Raw genomic sequence first — 16052 nt, forward strand, 5'->3', positions numbered from 1 at the left:
GCGCTGTGAGCGGAAAGCATCTAATCGTTAAGCATCTAATCGCTAAGTATTTGAAGGATAAAGCATGTAACGGCTAAAGCATGTAACGGCTAAAATCTTCGTCAATCGCCAAATCACCTAACTGCTCATTGACATAGTTTTCGCTGATTGTAATGGTGTCTTTGGGCTTATCGCCTGCGTCAAAAGAGATGTTTTCTAGTAGCTTTTCCATCACCGTGTATAGCCGTCTAGCGCCGATATTTTCAACCCGTTCATTGGTTTGGTAGGCAATGCGGGCAATTTGTGTGATGGCATCGGGTTCAAAATTTAGCGTGACGTTTTCGGTGGCCAGTAGTGCCTGATATTGTTTAATTAATGAGGCTTTGGGCTCGGTCAGGATGCTGACAAAATCGTCAATAGTCAGTGCAGTGAGTTCTACGCGAATCGGCAACCGCCCTTGTAATTCTGGGATTAAATCGCTGGGTTTTGATAAATGAAACGCTCCCGAGGTGATAAATAGAATGTGGTCGGTTTTGACCATGCCATATTTGGTGTTGACGGTGCAACCCTCGATAAGGGGGAGCAAATCTCGCTGGACGCCCTCGCGGCTGACATCGCCTGCGTGGTCTGAGCGTTTGCAGATTTTGTCTATTTCATCAATGAAAACAATGCCATTTTGTTGTACATTGCGCAGAGCGTTGGCTTTGATTTCTTCGTCGTTGATGAGTTTGCTGGCCTCGACTTCATTGAGGATTTTGAGGGCTTCTTTGACTTTTATTTTGCGTTTTTTCTCTTTTTCACCCGAAAAATTAGAAAACATCGACTGCAATTGTTGCGTCATTTCTTCCATACCCGGTGGCGCCATGATTTCCACCCCCATTTGTGTCGCAGGGATGGCGATTTCGATTTCTTTGTCATCCATTTCACCACGGATGATTTTTTGGCGTAATTTATCGCGGGTGTTGCTTTCTGGGTTGCCAAAATTATCGGCCTCAGAGCCTGGTAACATTTTGTTTAATAACCGTTCTAATGCGGCGTTTTCGGCTTTGGGGCGTTGTTTTTTTAGCGCTTGGTCACGGGCAATTTGTACGGCAGCATCGGCGAGTTCACGAATAATTGAATCGACTTCTTTGCCGACATAGCCGACTTCGGTGAATTTGGTGGCCTCGACCTTGACAAAAGGTGCTTGTGCCAGCGTCGCGAGACGGCGTGCAATTTCCGTTTTTCCAACGCCTGTTGGGCCAATCATTAAAATATTTTTTGGCGTGACTTCATCGCGGATGCTGGCATCGACCTGCATACGGCGATAACGATTTCTGAGCGCCAAAGCAACCGAGCGTTTGGCGGCTTGCTGCCCGATGATGTGCTGATTTAACGCTTGGACAATTTCGCGAGGGGTCATTGGCAATACGGTGGACATGGCGGTTTCCTATAGTTCTTCGATAGTTAATTGGTTGTTGGTATAAACACAGACATCAGCGGCGATATGTAGCGATTTTTCGCCAATCTCACGCGCGGATAATTCGGTGTTATAAAATAAGGCGCGCGCGGCCGAAATCGCAAACATACCACCTGAGCCGATAGCGCATAAATCGTCTTCACAGGCAATGACATCGCCATTGCCTGAGATAACCAGCGTTGCCGTTTTATCAGCGACAATCATCATGGCCTCTAATTTGCGTAGGGCGCGGTCTTGGCGCCAGTCTTTGGCCATTTCAACGGCGGCTTTGGCGAGCTGGCCGCTGTGTTGTTGGAGCTTGCCTTCAAAGCGTTCAAATAACGTAAAAGCATCAGCAGTGCCACCCGCAAAGCCAACTAACACGCTATCGTGATAGATGCGGCGGACTTTTTTGGCGTTGCCTTTCATAATGGTGTTGCCCAATGAGACTTGCCCGTCACCGACAATGACGACGTTGTCGCCACGTCTGACCGAACAGATGGTTGTGCCACGGTATTGTTCCATAAGAATCCTATAAAAAATTAATGCGTTAATGGATAGTGTCTGTTGCGCAATCTATCCGCTTACGTGTTATAAATTGGGGCAAAGATAGGCATTTCAAGAGGCAAATCGCAGTAAGTGGCAGTAAATGGTTGTGAGTTGCAGTGAGTGGCAGTAAATAACAGTGCTTGGCATTGCTTCGTGCCATTAATCGTTACCATTAATCGTTACCATTAATCGGTGACATCAATGCATAGGTATTTTATTTCCGTGTATTCGTCGATGCCGTATTTGGCGCCTTCGCGCCCCAGTCCTGATTGTTTGATGCCACCAAAGGGGGCAACTTCGGTTGAAATCGACCCCGTATTGATACCGACCATACCCGTCTCTAATGCTTCTGCCACGCGGTAAATGCGCGAAATATTGCGACTATAAAAGTAACCCGCTAAGCCCAAATCGGTTTGATTGGCAATGGCAATGGCCTCGGCTTCATCGGTAAACGTCATAATCGGTGCCACGGGGCCAAAAATCTCATCGCAGGTCAGTGCAATGTCGGGTGGTGTGTCGGTCAGTATGGTTGGGGCAAAAAAATTGCCAGAGAGGATATTGCCGCCAGTCACGAGATTGGCGCCTTGATCGACTGCTTGTTCGACAAGTGATTGCAGCCGTAACGCCGATTGATGCGTAATGAGTGGGCCAATCTGTACATCAGGTGACAAGCCATCACCGACCTTGAGGGTTGCGACGGCTTTGCTGAGTTTATCCAGGTATTCGGGGTAGATGCTTTTATCGACAATAATACGATTGGCTGAAATACAAGTTTGCCCGCTATTACGAAATTTACAGGCAATCGTGCCGCTAACGGCTTTGTCAATATCGGCATCGTCAAACACAATAAATGGTGCGTTACCACCAAGCTCTAACGTGACTTTTTTAATGGTATCAGCCGATTGTTTAAGCAAAATACGACCAACGGCAGTCGAGCCAGTAAACGAAATCATGCGTACGGTTTTGTTTTCACACAGGGCTTTACCGAGCTCAACTTCATCGCCGGTGATGACATTAAAAATACCCGATGGGAACCCCGCTTGCTCGGATAAATAAGCGAGTGCAATTGCAGAAAATGGCGTCTCAGGTGCGGGTTTAATGACGATAGCACAGCCTGCTGCCAGCGCTGGGGCGCATTTGCGCGTGACGATAGAGCTGGGGAAATTCCATGGCGTGATAGCCGCAGTGACACCAATCGGTTGTTTAATCGTCATCAGTCTTTTGCTGTGCGAATGCGGCGGGATGGTTTCGCCATAAATGCGTTTGACTTCTTCGGCGAACCATTCGATGGTATTGGCACTGGACTGGATTTCGGCGAGGGACTCGGTCAGGGGTTTGCCTTGTTCTAACGTGATGATTTTGGCCAAATCGTGCTGGTTGTCCATGATTTGCTTTCTAAAGCGGAATAATAAATCTGCGCGTTCTTTGGCCGTTAAACGCCTAAACGCTTGCCATGCGGTATCGGCATGGGTGACGACCTCATCAACCGTTGCTTTGCCAAAACTGGGGACATAGCCAATGATTTCATCGGTGGCGGGATTCGTGACGGCGAATTTTGCGGGGGCACTGTCGGCACTTAGCCACTTACCGTTGATGAAGTTGGCCTGTTGCAGCAGTGCGGGGTTATCTAGTGTTATCATGGCGTGTCAATCGACCCTGTTTAATAGCTTGCCATTATAACATGGGTAACGCGAGTAATACCAATAACGCGAGTAATACCAATAACACCAATAACAGCAATGACACCAAGCCCAAGGCGTCGGTTAAGACGTGGGCTGTGGCTAGGATTATGTTAAGGTTTACGCTAAGGTGTACGTTAAACTTACGCTAAGACTTGCCTAAGACTTGGGCTGCATTTCAGACTTAGGCAGTAGAATCTCAAACGCTTCGCGAATTTGGTTATCAATTTCCTCAGGGATAACTTGGGGGAAATGATGCGCCAAAATATCATCGGCGTAGATTTTGGCGCGCGCATTAATGTCTAGCGAACCATCGTCTTTCCAGTCATTTCTAGATTTGCGGTCATAGAGTTTGGGGTAGTCGTACTCGCTGTGCATGAGCGAAAGGGTATGCGGATGCCCGAGGAAATGATTTTCACCATTGCAGACGTCGTGAATGACTTGTACCGCGAGGGCTTCATCACTCATGTCGATACCGCGCAATGCGCGCATCACTTGCCCGTTACTGTCGTTATCGATGACGTACTGCGTATAAGCGACGGTCATTAAGCTGTCTAAAAAGCCTGCGCTATGGTGAATATAATTTGAACCTGACATGGCAGCAAGCAAGGTGGTCATGGTTTTTTCAGAGCCTAGCTGCGCATCGGGCGTTTTGGCGTCGGCAATGCCTGCTGAGTTATAAATAGGTAAATCCAAGTACCGAGCTAATTGCCCGCAGGCTGCGTTTAATAAGGCAAATTCTGCTGAACCACCGACAAATGCACCCGTGCGTAAATCGGCTTGCGCAGGGACGCAGCCAATGATTAACGGGAATCCTGGTTTTTGTAAATTGACATAGACGATACCAGATAATTGTTCAGCAATGATTTGTACTAACGTCCCCGCGAGCGAAGCGGGCGCTGTTGCGCCTGCTTGTGGTGCCGATGAGGTAACAATGGGGATGTCGTATTTGATGGCCTCGTCAAGGACTTCTACGGTTTCCATTGCATAGCGTAATGGGCTGACTGTGATGGCTGCAACCATAGAAATAGGGGGCTTTTTATCGAATGCCTCAGCGCTGCCGGCGAGCATTTCGCCCATTTGACGAATTTTTTGCACATTGCTTGGGTCATAACAGTTTGTCATTACGTGTTTTTTAGTTGCCGCGAGACACGCATAGGTTTGATTGATGTCAATTTGTTCATTGGTTAAATCACGACTGACGACGGGGCGCATGTAAAAATGAATATGTTGAAGCGTGTCACACAACCGCCCGATATGATAGTTATCGGCGAGTGTGGTCTCTCGTACTTTGCCGTCTGTGTCAATAATGTTGACAGCCGCCCCACCAGTGCCAAGATAGACTTTGGCGCCACTGAGATCTAAATCAAAGTGATCACCGTCGCGACCACCCAGAATGACACGATTGCTGGCTAGTGCTAGGCATTTGTCTACTAATTCAGGTTCAATAAAGATACGGTTTTTGTCAACATCTAGGCGACAGCCTGCATTAACAAAGACATCACGGCAGTGGCTTTCGCCGACTTCTATGCCCGTTTGTTGTAAAACGGTTTTGGCGGCATCAACAATGCGTGCGAGGTCGTTGGGCTGTAGTGGGTTGTATATTTTACAAGCAATACCTGCCAGCGGATCGTACTGAGTCGGTTGTGTGGCGGCGTTATCTTGGTTGCGTTTACGGCGTGCCATGGGTGCTCCTATGCGTTGGTTGATGTCTTTTATGTTAAAGCTTGATAAATATTTTGATAAAACAAAAAAGACGTTTTTTATCATGTCAGCGACAAATCAAAGACCTGAATTCACTTCATGACATTTTGTTGATAATTTTCTATACTATGGCGTATGAAAAAAATTAAAATCAATCAACTACGTGCCTTTGTTGCCGTTGCTGACGAAGGCGGTTATCGCCAAGCAGCCGCGCGATTAAAGGTAACCCAACCCGCGATTTCGCAGGCAATTAATACGCTAGAGGCTAGTCTGCAAAAACAATTGTTTGTCTCAAAACAGGCCAAATTCCAGCTGACGCCCCACGGGGAAAAACTATTGGTTCGTGCGCGCGCGTTTTTAACGCATCACGACGAACTGTTTGCCTTTATGTTTCAAACTGAGGTCGCAAGGCTTGATATGATTGCGGTTGCTACCCAGCCGTCGATTGCCCAACAATTATTACCCGAAATAATTCAATCGTTTATGCAAACGTATCCGCTGGCCAAAATCAATGTGCGTGATACGACGATTTACCATGTAAACCAGCTGGTGGCTGATAACAAAGTGGATTTTGCCATTTGTACCACCCATGACGCGGATGAATCGTTTGAAATCACGCCGATTTGCCGTGACCAATACGGCGTGGTTGCGCAGCAAAATCATGTGATATTTCAACGTGAAAAACTGACATGGAAAGACTTGCGTCAATTTAGTATCATTCAGAATAGCACGTGGGATCCTGCCGATGTGACCCAGTTTAACGCGCTGGACAAACTCGCACAAATGCGGGTATCTAATATGAATTCATTGGTTACGCTATTAGAAACGGGTCAAAGCGTTACCATATTGCCGCGATTGGCGTTCCCTGAACGCAATGCCAATTTGCGTTTTGTGCCGCTAGAAAATCCAGCGAAATTTCGCCAAATCGGGTTGGTTAAACGCCCAGATACAGTGCTCAACGAGTCGGCACAAAATTTATACCAATTTATTTTGCAGAATTATCGCTAATGTCGTCGTGCCCCATAGTCGTGCTCGATAGATAATGTTGTGCCTCATGGATAATGACTTATCTCGATTGTCTGATTATTCCGATTGGACTAAGAATTCCGATTGGACTAAGACAATAATGTCTTGTCAGTGAGTGCGTCCCAAAAACTCTGCGCCAAACTGCGCGTAATATACAGCAAATAAGTCGTTGCATTCAGTTGCTCGACGAGCACCGTATAGTTGGCCATCATCTGCGTGATAAAGACCGAATGCTGCTGGCGGTGATAATCGACAAAGCTGATTTGTTGTAGGAAATCACCCGCTTTTTCACCGCGCACGGCAATGACAGCATAGGCAGCGCTTTGATCTAACATTGTCCCATTAACATTGTCGCAAAACATCGCAAGCTGCTCACCTAGCGGCGTGTCGCTGATGAGTAACCACTTATTAGGAAGGTGAGCAAGCAGCCGTTTATCGGTATCGGCTTGGCGTTGCCCAAATGCGGGTAATGTTAGGTTTAACTGGGTTTCGACATCGCTTAAAAAGGTTTGATATGTTTGCGGCCAAGTCGCCAGCTGATAAATGTGTGGGTAGTGAATGACTTCAAGGCTAACGTCACGGTTGACTTCACGGTTGACTTCAGGGGCAGCTGGCTCGTTTGCAGGCGCTGATGAAATCGTTTTGGCGCTACCAATAATCGCACTTGTGCCCGCGTTGTCGAGTAAAAATGGGGTGTTAGCAGCTTGTGTATTAGTAGATTGTGTATTAGCCATTGCTTCGTGCTCCTGTGGGGTCGAAAAATTGCGCAGAAACCACTTCAACCTCGACAGATTTTTTATCGACGGGTGAGGCGGCGTATAAGGTTTGTCCGAGCTTGTCTCTGCCGTCTATGCAATAACCCAGCGCAATAAATTCGGATAAGCCGACCGACCAGGTTGTTGCGGTAATCCAACCCAAAGACGGTTGTGCATTTAAATGGTTCTCGGCGACAAGATGATAGCCAGGTGGGAAGCTATCGGTGTTATTTTTGCACCTAAAACCAACCAATTGATGCCGTCCTGTGCAATCGCTTAGCCGATTTTCGGCATAAAATTTACCGATAAAGTCGGCTTTGTTGCGATTCATCATGCCATCCATGCCGAGCTGGTATAAATTGACTCGACCATCCATCTCGGCGTGTGTGATAAAGCCTTTTTCAATACGCATGGCACCCATGGCTTCGGTACCATACGGGGTTAGGTTATCGTCTTTTCCTGCGGCGAGTAGCGTTTGCCAAAGCGTTTCTGCATAATTGGCAGCAATCATGACTTCGTACCCCAACTCCCCAGAGAACGAAATGCGCGCGATGCGGACCTTGATGCCGTTATTTTCTGTGTCGACAAAGCCCATAAAGGGCAGTGCGTCATTGCTGAAATCAACCTCGGTAAAAATACGCGCTAATACAGCACGGCTTTTGGGGCCTGCTGCCGCAATAACGGCCCATTGGTCGGTGGCGGTATTGACATGGACCTGTAGCTCAGGCCAGACAATCTGTAACAAGTGCTCCATATGTTGTAGGACATTGGCCGCATACGCCGTCGTTGTGGTGATCAAAAATTCGTTATCACTGATGCGCATGACAGTGCCGTCATCAAAGGGGATGCCGTCTTCTCGCAGCATGAGACCATAGCGTATCTTGCCAATGGGGAGTTTTTTCATGCCATTGATGTAGAGGCGATTGACAAACTCAGCTGCGTCTGGACCTTGGACGCTAATTTTACCCAGTGTGGAGACGTCAATGATGCCCACGCCATCCCGAGTGGCTTTGGCTTCGCGTTTGTAGGCAATGGCTTTGGTGTCGGTGCTTGAGTTAGGGTAAAACTCAGGTCGTTGCCATAATCCGACGTCGGTAAAATGTGCGCCCATGGCTTGTTGCAAAGCAAACGTCGGAATGCGGCGGTGTGGTTTTAGTTTGTTGCCAATTTTATCGCCTGCCAAAACGCCCATCGTGACGGGTGTATAGGGTGGGCGATAAGTGGTTGTGCCGATTTCGCTGATTGGTTTGCCTTGGTATAGCGACATCAACTTGAGGGCATTAAAATTGGCGAGTTTGCCTTGGTCGGTTGCCATGCCGAGAGTTGTGTAGCGTTTGGTGTGTTCGACAGAACGATAGCCTTCTGTGTTGGCGATGGCGATATCTTTGTTTGAGACATCGTGCTGAAAATCTACAAACGCTTTTTCATCGCATAATAAGACCTGCGGACGACTGTCGTGGTGTAGGTTGTTTTGTCTCAGTTGATTACCCGTTGACGGGGTTTTTATCGCGCTATTTGCGCTCGCGATTTTATCGTCTAGCGCCCAGATTCCTGCCGCTGAGCCGATGGTTTTGCCGTGTATCTCCGTGTGTTCATCAATGACCAGTGCGTCAATCTCGCTATCGTAGTGTGGCTTATTACCCAGATGGCATTGCAAATTGACATTGGGTGTAAAGCCACCAGACATGGCCACTAGGTCACAGGGTAGCGTTTGTGCCTTATTGTCGTGTATGAATGTGACAGATTTGACTTGGTGGCGGCCGTGGGCAGATTGTATTTTGGCGTTGGGGATAACGGTGATACCGTGGTTTTTGGTATCAGCGGCGACATCACCCATGTCTTCGGCGCGGCGACTATCAATGACGGTGACGGTGACGTTTGTTAGGCGGCTAATTGCCTTTGCTAGTGCATACACACTGTCGTTGGTCGTGGCAATCACCACAGCCTGTGCGGGCATGACTGCATACTGCACGAGATAGGTTTGTAGGGCTTCTGCCAACATAATGCCTGGCAGGTCATTATTTTTAAATAATAACGGGCGTTCGATTGCGCCTGTTGCGTAGATGACGTGGTCACTTTGAATTTTGTAGTAAACTTCCCTAGGTGTTTTGGGTGCTTTGGGTGCTTGCTGTGGGGTGTTGTCGCTGCCATTATTGCCACTGCCATTATTGTCGCTGCCATTGTTGTCATGATGGCCGTGGTCATCGTAATGAATTTGTACAGCGCCAAAAACACCGTGGTCATAAGCGCCAAAAACAGTGGTTCGGGTATAGACAGAAATCGCGGGGTTTGCGTTAACGGCATCTAACAATTCATCGCGCTTTGTTGCCGTAGCTGCGCAAGTCGTCGCGTTTAAACGGCCACCGAGCACGGGGTGTTCATCGGCCAAAATGACCGTTTTGCCAGCGTTTGCATAGCCAATGGCAGCCGTCAGTCCTGAAATGCCGCTGCCGACAACCAGTACATCACAAAAACGATGATTGTGTTGGTAAGATGCCGTGTCAGGTGCATCGGCGGCTTTACCCAAGCCTGCCGCTCGGCGAATGAATTTTTCATACTGCATCCAGCCTGATAATCCTGGCCACATAAAGGTCTTGTAATAAAATCCTGCCACCAATAGCGGAGATAATAAACGGTTAATCGCCATCACATCAAATCGCAAACTAGGCCAAGCATTTTGGCTTTTGGCCGTGAGTTGGTCGCTAATCGGCACCATGGTCATGCGAGTGTTGGGGGCTTTGTTGCCGCCAGTATTGAGTTCGACCAGCGCATTGGGCTCCATTGATCCTGCGGTCACGATGCCGCGCGGGCGGTGATATTTAAAACTGCGACCGACTAAATGGACACCGTTGGCAAGCAAAGCCGAGGCAAGCGTATCGCCTGCAAATCCTTGGTAGGCTTTGCCATCAAAATAAAAAGTCATGGGGCAATCACGGTTAATTAGCCCGCCCTCTGACAGACGAAATGGTTGTTGGCTCATGAAGTTTGCTCCTTTGACTGGGGGGCGGCATAAAAATCATCGGGCGTATTAACGGCCATGATTTCATGGGTTTTGATGTGTCTTGTCACCACAATAAACTGTCGGCAGCCGCTGAGGTGCTGCCATAATTCATGGTGCGCTTCGATACCATTTTCGCGCAAATAAACATACGCTTGCCATGCGTCGGCATTTTCTGCGTTTGCACCTGTAGGGCGGCGGATGGTCGCATCCCCTTCATAAGAAAATTCGCTGCTATAGCGCTTACCACAATAAGGACAATGGATAATCATATTTGAACTCTATTTTCTGGTTTGTTTTTTAAATTGTTGTGTCATGTAAAGGTGTGCTATTACTAGTGCTTGTTTATTACTGGTATTTATTACTAGCGCATGTTTTAGTGCAGTTTTGGCACAGGACCTTTGCCATTTTCATCAATGCTCAGTCCTAATTCAAATCGATTTAAGCGCAATCCCGCGTTAATTTCGTGGACGTCGCCCGTGGCAATGGTATGGGCAAACGCCCAGCCTGATGCAGGCGTGGCTTTAAACCCGCCATAACACCACCCTGCGTTGACAAATAAGCCGTCAACAGGAGATTTGTCAATAATAGGCGAGCCATCCATCGACATATCCATAATGCCACCCCACGAACGCAACAGGCGCAGTCGCGACATCTGCGGGAACATCTGTAGCGCCAACGCAGAGACATCTTCGACCACAGGCAAGTTGCCGCGTTGGGCATAACTGTTGTACATATCTAAATCGCCACCAAAGACAAGGCTGCCTTTGTCGGATTGCGAAATATAGCAATGCCCAGCACCGTAAGTGACCACGGTATCTAAAAAGGGCTTGATGGACTCGGTCACAAAGGCCTGCAGCACATGCGACTCGATGGGCAGTCGAAACCCTGCTTTTTCGGCCAAAATAGAGCTAGAACCCGCGACCGCCATACCGAGCTTGGCCGCGCGAATATCGCCGCGGTTGGTGTGTACGCCGACAATGCGGTTGTTCTCACGAATAAAGCCAGTGACTTCGCATTGCTGGATTAAATCAACCCCAAAGGCATCGGCTGCACGTGCATAACCCCAAGCAACGGCATCGTGGCGGGCAGTTCCGCCGCGTCGCTGTAAAATGCCGCCGTGTATGGGAAATCGTTCGTTATCTAGGTTAATCCCTGGGACAAAGGATTTGACCGCGTCACGATTGAGTAATTCGGCATCGACCCCTTGCAGGCGCATCGCGTTGGCACGGCGACGAAAGCCATCCAATTGTCCCGAGGTATGTGCCAAATTCAACACGCCACGGCTAGAAAACATGACGTTATAGTTTAAATCAAGGGAGAGTTTTTCCCATAGTTTCATGCCGAATTCATAAAACACATTGTTTTCGGGTAATAAATAATTAGAGCGCACAATCGTGGTGTTGCGGCCGACGTTGCCGCCGCCTAGGTAGCCTTTTTCAATCACGGCAACATTGGTAATGCCATGATTTTTAGCTAAATAGTACGCCGTGGCCAGCCCATGCCCGCCGCCACCGATGATAATGACATCGTAGTGGGATTTGGGGGTTGGGTTGCGCCACGCTTGTTGCCAGTTTTTGTGCTGGCTAAATGCCTGTTTAATCAATGATAACGCGGAATATTTTTGCATACGTTTTGCGAGGTTGTAAAGTGGATTAAATCGAATACGCTCAACATATCACGACTATGCGATGATATCTAGTGCAATGCTTTATTTTTTTAAAAAGCGTCGCATTTGTTGTATTTTTATGCTTATCACCCAGTATGTGAGTCAGTATGTCGCCCAGCATGTCGCCCAGTATATGGTTCGTATCTGAATCAGCGTGGTAATCAGGTGGCAATCAGGTGGCGGCTGGTTTGTTAGGCGCGGCTGATGGCTGCGTTAATCATTTTGTTGACAGTTGATGCAAAAGATACTTGACAGCCTAGGCATAAATGTTGATAATCTTTGCTTCTCAAAGTTGGCTATGTAGCTCAGTTGGTTAGAGCACATCACTCATAATGATGGGGTCACTAGTTCGAATCTAGTCATAGCCACCAATTCCATGTGACATCATTCTACCTACAGACGCTGATTTAATATTTAGTAGTCCCTGTTCTAGTCGTTTTCCCTGTTCTAGTCGTTTCCGTTTTTATCTGTACCTACTTTTACCTGCCCTTATACCTGCCCTTATCTACTTATTTTTAAATGACTAAAAAGTAGTCCCAAGTGCTTATTTAAATTGCTTTGCTTTTTTTTTGTGCTATTATTGACAGCAAAATTTTTAAACGGGAATCATGCCGGGAATAACTACAAGAGGAGTAAGGTAAAGTGTTTCAAATGAATGATAAAAAAGTAGATCAGGGAATAGATAGTCTGGCTGGCACATTGACCTATCAATTAAAATATCAATTAAAATGGATGTTGTGGGTGCTGATGATTGTGTGCTCAGCATTCTCAGGTGCAGCAATGGCGCAGCAGCGCGTGTTGATTTTGGCCACCGATAACGTTGGATTGACAGCGGTGCAGACGACTGATTTTGTCAACGGTGTGACCAATGCGCAAAACGAGTTTGCCGCAGTCGTGGGGGCGGCCAATGTCACCACGCTATCGATTTTAAATACGCCAGGTGCCGTGACGGCCAGTACTTTTACGGATGCGCCAGGACCTTATGATGTGGTGATTACCATGGCAGCCTACAAAAGTATCGATACGGGTAACTGGGCGCAAATCAATGCAGCGATTCAGAATAAACTCGCCAAAAGCTTTATCATGTTTAATGATGGGTGTTGTGCGACCAACGTCGTTGCGCTGATGCGCGATACAATCAACAGTGCTACAGGCTTTTCCGTGGCATTAGGGCCTCCCCGTGGCATAATTTTTGATAGCCCGTTGAATACATCCATCCCGGTTTCTGCGAGTTTTGCCGGGCTAGACCCGCTTAAATTAGGCGTTACTACCGATTTAAATGATGTGCCCGCGGCGAATGCGCTTTATCTAGCACCTGGTGCGGTAATACCGCCCGTTGGCGACCCACTCGATAATGTCTCTGGGGTGTTTGTGCCCGAGAGCCAGTCGTATGCAGGGGCTGGGGCGTGTCTATTTGGCGTGGTTGATGCATCTTTACTTACTTCAGTAGCTCCTGTTTACCCTGCAAACCAAGGAAAAATCGCCCCCGCATTCTTGGATGCGGTGAATAACTCGTGTACGGCAGGCGGATTGCGAGTTACCGTGAGTCTATTAAATGCGCCTGTTGAGGGTGTGGCTGGGGATTATGAATTTTCGGTGAATTGTGAGACCCCTACAGCGACATACCCTGCGACGGTGACATTGGCGTTGAATCAATTGGCAAATAGTGTCAGTGTGCCTGTGCCAAGTGGTTCGACAAACTGTACGGTGTCACAAACCAGTCGTCCAACAGCGCCTGCGGGTTCGAGTTGGTTGGCACCGGATTATACCCAGCCCCCCAATCCTGTGCCTGTATTAGGGGCGACAGCAGAGATTCGCAATGAAATCCGTGCCTCGAATGCTAACCTGTCACCGATACCCGTTGCTAATTGGTTATCTTTGTTGGTGTTGGTTGTTCTGTCTGCGTTATCGGTTTATGGATTGCGATATTGGTTGCGGATAAGTTCGAGCTAAGGTAACGCGATTAGCAATAATGGCAGATTGTTGAAAAATCAGCATCAGAAAGTTAGCATAGACAAATAAGCATAAGATAACGATTGTCTGAATGGGTAAGTGTCGGTAAAATAGCGTCATCAATTCATGCAATGATGACGATTTTTCGACACAGTTTATCGACACATTTCATCGATACGCTTTGACGGTAAACTGACACCATCAGCCCGTAAAGACAAACCATAAAAACAAACCAAAGACATTTATGCTGTATACCGCGCTACGACCACTACTGTTTAGCTTAGACCCTGAAAAAGCCCATCATTTGGCGTTGAATTCGTTGGATAAACTGGCGTGCGTGCTGCCTAAGCCAAATCTTGAGACGGATCCTGTCACGGTGATGGGCTTGCGTTTTCCTAATCGTGTCGGGTTGGCAGCGGGGTTGGATAAAGATGGCGCGCATGTGGCCAGCCTTGCTAAATTTGGGTTTGGGTTTATTGAGGTCGGCACGGTCACGCCACTGCCACAATCAGGCAACCCTAAGCCGCGTTTATTTAGGTTACCCAGTCAACAGGCGTTAATTAATCGTATGGGGTTTAATAATCACGGTGCGAAACAGTTGGTTGACAATGTCAGCCGTGTGCAGTTTGACGGGATACTGGGTGTGAATATCGGAAAAAATAAAGCAACCGCCGCCGATGCGGCACTCACCGACTATATAACCGCACTCAAAACGGTCTACCCTGTGGCGGATTATATTACCGCGAATATTTCTAGCCCCAATACACCAGGGCTGCGTTCGCTGCAAGACACCGATAGTATCAAGGTGTTGATTGACTTATTAAAAGAAACGCAGTCTCAACTCAGCCAAGATTACGGCTATAAACCCATCGTACTAAAAATTGCCCCCGATTTTTCAGAAGCCGCGTTGCTTGAGTTGGCGCAAATTTTTAAAGCCAGTGCGATTGATGGTGTAATTGCAACCAATACCACCATTGATAAATCTGCCGTGTCACACTTGCCTCACGGTGATGAAGCGGGTGGGTTGTCAGGCCGTCCACTGACGGCGCAATCGACACAGGTCATTAAGACCTTATCCAGTGTGTTGGCTGGGAATGTGCCTATTATTGGCGTTGGCGGTATTATGTCTCGTGCCGATGCTGAGGAAAAAATTCAAGCAGGTGCTAGCTTAGTCCAATTATACACAGGGCTAATTTACCAAGGGCCACAGTTGATTAGCAGTTTGGTGAATGAGCCATTCACCCCATCTGCGCCATCTGCACCATCTGCGTCATCTGCAGCGACCCACTAGCGTATCGTATCGCCTATCTCGTATGTCTATCTATCAAACACAAGCAAAAAAAACCCTACAAATAGAAGCCGCTGCGATTACCGACTTGATTGAACGCATCGATGATGACTTTGATGCGGCGTGTGAATTATTGCTTGGTGTATCCAGTCGGGTGGTGGTCATTGGCATGGGGAAATCAGGACATATCGGCAGCAAAATTGCCGCAACGCTTGCAAGCACAGGCACGCCTGCGTTTTTTGTCCACCCTGCGGAAGCCAGCCACGGGGATTTGGGCATGATTACCCCCCAAGACGCTGTTTTAGCGTTGTCTTATTCAGGTGAAACCGATGAGGTGCTGGCGATTTTACCCATCATCAAACGTCAAAGCGTCCCCTTGGTTGCCATGACAGGCAATCCACAATCAACGCTGGCCAAACAAGCCGACGTACACTTGGATATTTCTGTGGCGAAAGAAGCCTGTCCACTTAATTTAGCCCCGACAGCAAGCTCGACAGCGACGTTGGCGCTAGGCGATGCGTTAGCCGTTGCGATGCTACAGGCCAAAGGCTTTAATGCTGAAGATTTTGCGCGTTCACACCCTGGCGGTAAATTAGGTAAAAAATTGCTCACATTTACGTGCGACATTATGCGAACAAGCGATGAAATACCGATGGCCAGTCCAGAAACGACGTTATTAGATACGGTCATGGTGATGTCGCAAGGGGGGATGGGGTTTGTTATTATCGTGGATTTAGCACATCAGGTTATGGGGGTGTTTACCGATGGCGATTTGCGGCGTGTACTAAACAAACAACGTGGTGGCGCGATTGATTTGTCGGCAATGTGCTTGGCCGATTATATGCAAAACGCAGCAACTGTGATTGAAGAGACGACGTTGGCGGCTGAGGCATTGCAATTAATGGAAGTGCGGCGAATTTCTGCGTTGCCTGTGGTGGATGCGAATCAACGGCTTGTCGGGGCAATGAATATGCATGATTTGCTACGCGCTGGAATTGCCTAAAATGAATCAAA

At 47.9% G+C, this 16052-nt stretch carries 12 protein-coding genes and 1 tRNA gene; 5 read left to right on the forward strand and 8 right to left on the reverse strand.

The window, feature by feature from the left end:
- Positions 1 to 73 precede the first annotated feature (73 nt).
- The 4 genes from hslU to GCU85_RS06360 form a co-directional block, all read right to left on the reverse strand.
- Complete coding sequence (gene hslU / locus GCU85_RS06345; RefSeq protein ID WP_218110581.1) at positions 74 to 1381, reverse strand: ATP-dependent protease ATPase subunit HslU; 1308 nt, start codon at positions 1379 to 1381, stop codon at positions 74 to 76.
- A 27-nt stretch (positions 1382 to 1408) separates the two neighbouring features.
- Positions 1409 to 1942, reverse strand: coding sequence for an ATP-dependent protease subunit HslV (hslV, locus tag GCU85_RS06350; RefSeq protein ID WP_152810351.1), 534 nt, complete (start codon positions 1940 to 1942; stop codon positions 1409 to 1411).
- A 209-nt stretch (positions 1943 to 2151) separates the two neighbouring features.
- Complete coding sequence (locus tag GCU85_RS06355) at positions 2152 to 3603, reverse strand: NAD-dependent succinate-semialdehyde dehydrogenase (RefSeq protein ID WP_407944978.1); 1452 nt, start codon at positions 3601 to 3603, stop codon at positions 2152 to 2154.
- Between the two features lie 201 nt (positions 3604 to 3804).
- A complete protein-coding gene (locus tag GCU85_RS06360; protein WP_218110578.1) occupies positions 3805 to 5331 on the reverse strand; it encodes a trimethylamine methyltransferase family protein in 1527 nt (508 codons plus the stop codon).
- Between the two features lie 153 nt (positions 5332 to 5484).
- Between GCU85_RS06360 and GCU85_RS06365 the strand changes: the two genes are divergently transcribed.
- Positions 5485 to 6357 (forward strand): LysR family transcriptional regulator, encoded by an 873-nt coding sequence (locus GCU85_RS06365; protein WP_152810354.1) that lies wholly within the window; start codon positions 5485 to 5487, stop codon positions 6355 to 6357.
- Positions 6358 to 6464: 107 nt separating this feature from the next.
- On the opposite strand, the gene GCU85_RS06370 is transcribed toward GCU85_RS06365, so the two are convergent.
- The 4 genes from GCU85_RS06370 to GCU85_RS06385 all read right to left on the reverse strand — a co-directional run bounded on the left by GCU85_RS06370 (position 6465) and on the right by GCU85_RS06385 (position 11758).
- Positions 6465 to 7109 carry a hypothetical protein gene (locus GCU85_RS06370; protein WP_152810355.1) on the reverse strand — a complete coding sequence of 215 codons (645 nt, stop codon included), beginning with the start codon at positions 7107 to 7109 and terminating at the stop codon, positions 6465 to 6467.
- Positions 7102 to 10110, reverse strand: coding sequence for a 2Fe-2S iron-sulfur cluster-binding protein (locus GCU85_RS06375; RefSeq protein ID WP_152810356.1), 3009 nt, complete (start codon positions 10108 to 10110; stop codon positions 7102 to 7104). Before GCU85_RS06375 ends, GCU85_RS06370 begins: the two co-directional genes overlap by 8 nt.
- Positions 10107 to 10400, reverse strand: coding sequence for a sarcosine oxidase subunit delta (locus GCU85_RS06380; RefSeq protein WP_152810357.1), 294 nt, complete (start codon positions 10398 to 10400; stop codon positions 10107 to 10109). Before GCU85_RS06380 ends, GCU85_RS06375 begins: the two co-directional genes overlap by 4 nt.
- A 104-nt stretch (positions 10401 to 10504) precedes the next feature.
- The gene (locus GCU85_RS06385; RefSeq protein WP_152810358.1) at positions 10505 to 11758 is read right to left on the reverse strand and encodes a sarcosine oxidase subunit beta family protein; all 1254 of its coding nucleotides are present in this window, start codon (positions 11756 to 11758) and stop codon (positions 10505 to 10507) included.
- Between the two features lie 333 nt (positions 11759 to 12091).
- Between GCU85_RS06385 and GCU85_RS06390 the strand changes: the two genes are divergently transcribed.
- The 4 genes from GCU85_RS06390 to GCU85_RS06405 all read left to right on the forward strand — a co-directional run bounded on the left by GCU85_RS06390 (position 12092) and on the right by GCU85_RS06405 (position 16041).
- Positions 12092 to 12168: transfer RNA gene (locus tag GCU85_RS06390), tRNA-Met, on the forward strand.
- Positions 12169 to 12448: 280 nt separating this feature from the next.
- A complete protein-coding gene (locus GCU85_RS06395; protein WP_152810359.1) occupies positions 12449 to 13750 on the forward strand; it encodes a hypothetical protein in 1302 nt (433 codons plus the stop codon).
- A 244-nt stretch (positions 13751 to 13994) separates the two neighbouring features.
- Entirely contained in the window at positions 13995 to 15041 is a 1047-nt protein-coding gene (locus GCU85_RS06400) for a quinone-dependent dihydroorotate dehydrogenase (RefSeq protein ID WP_152810360.1), read from the forward strand.
- Between the two features lie 22 nt (positions 15042 to 15063).
- A complete protein-coding gene (locus GCU85_RS06405) occupies positions 15064 to 16041 on the forward strand; it encodes a KpsF/GutQ family sugar-phosphate isomerase (protein WP_152810377.1) in 978 nt (325 codons plus the stop codon).
- Positions 16042 to 16052 lie beyond the last annotated feature (11 nt).

It is taken from the genome of Ostreibacterium oceani, from assembly GCF_009362845.1.
Taxonomy (GTDB): domain Bacteria; phylum Pseudomonadota; class Gammaproteobacteria; order Cardiobacteriales; family Ostreibacteriaceae; genus Ostreibacterium; species Ostreibacterium oceani.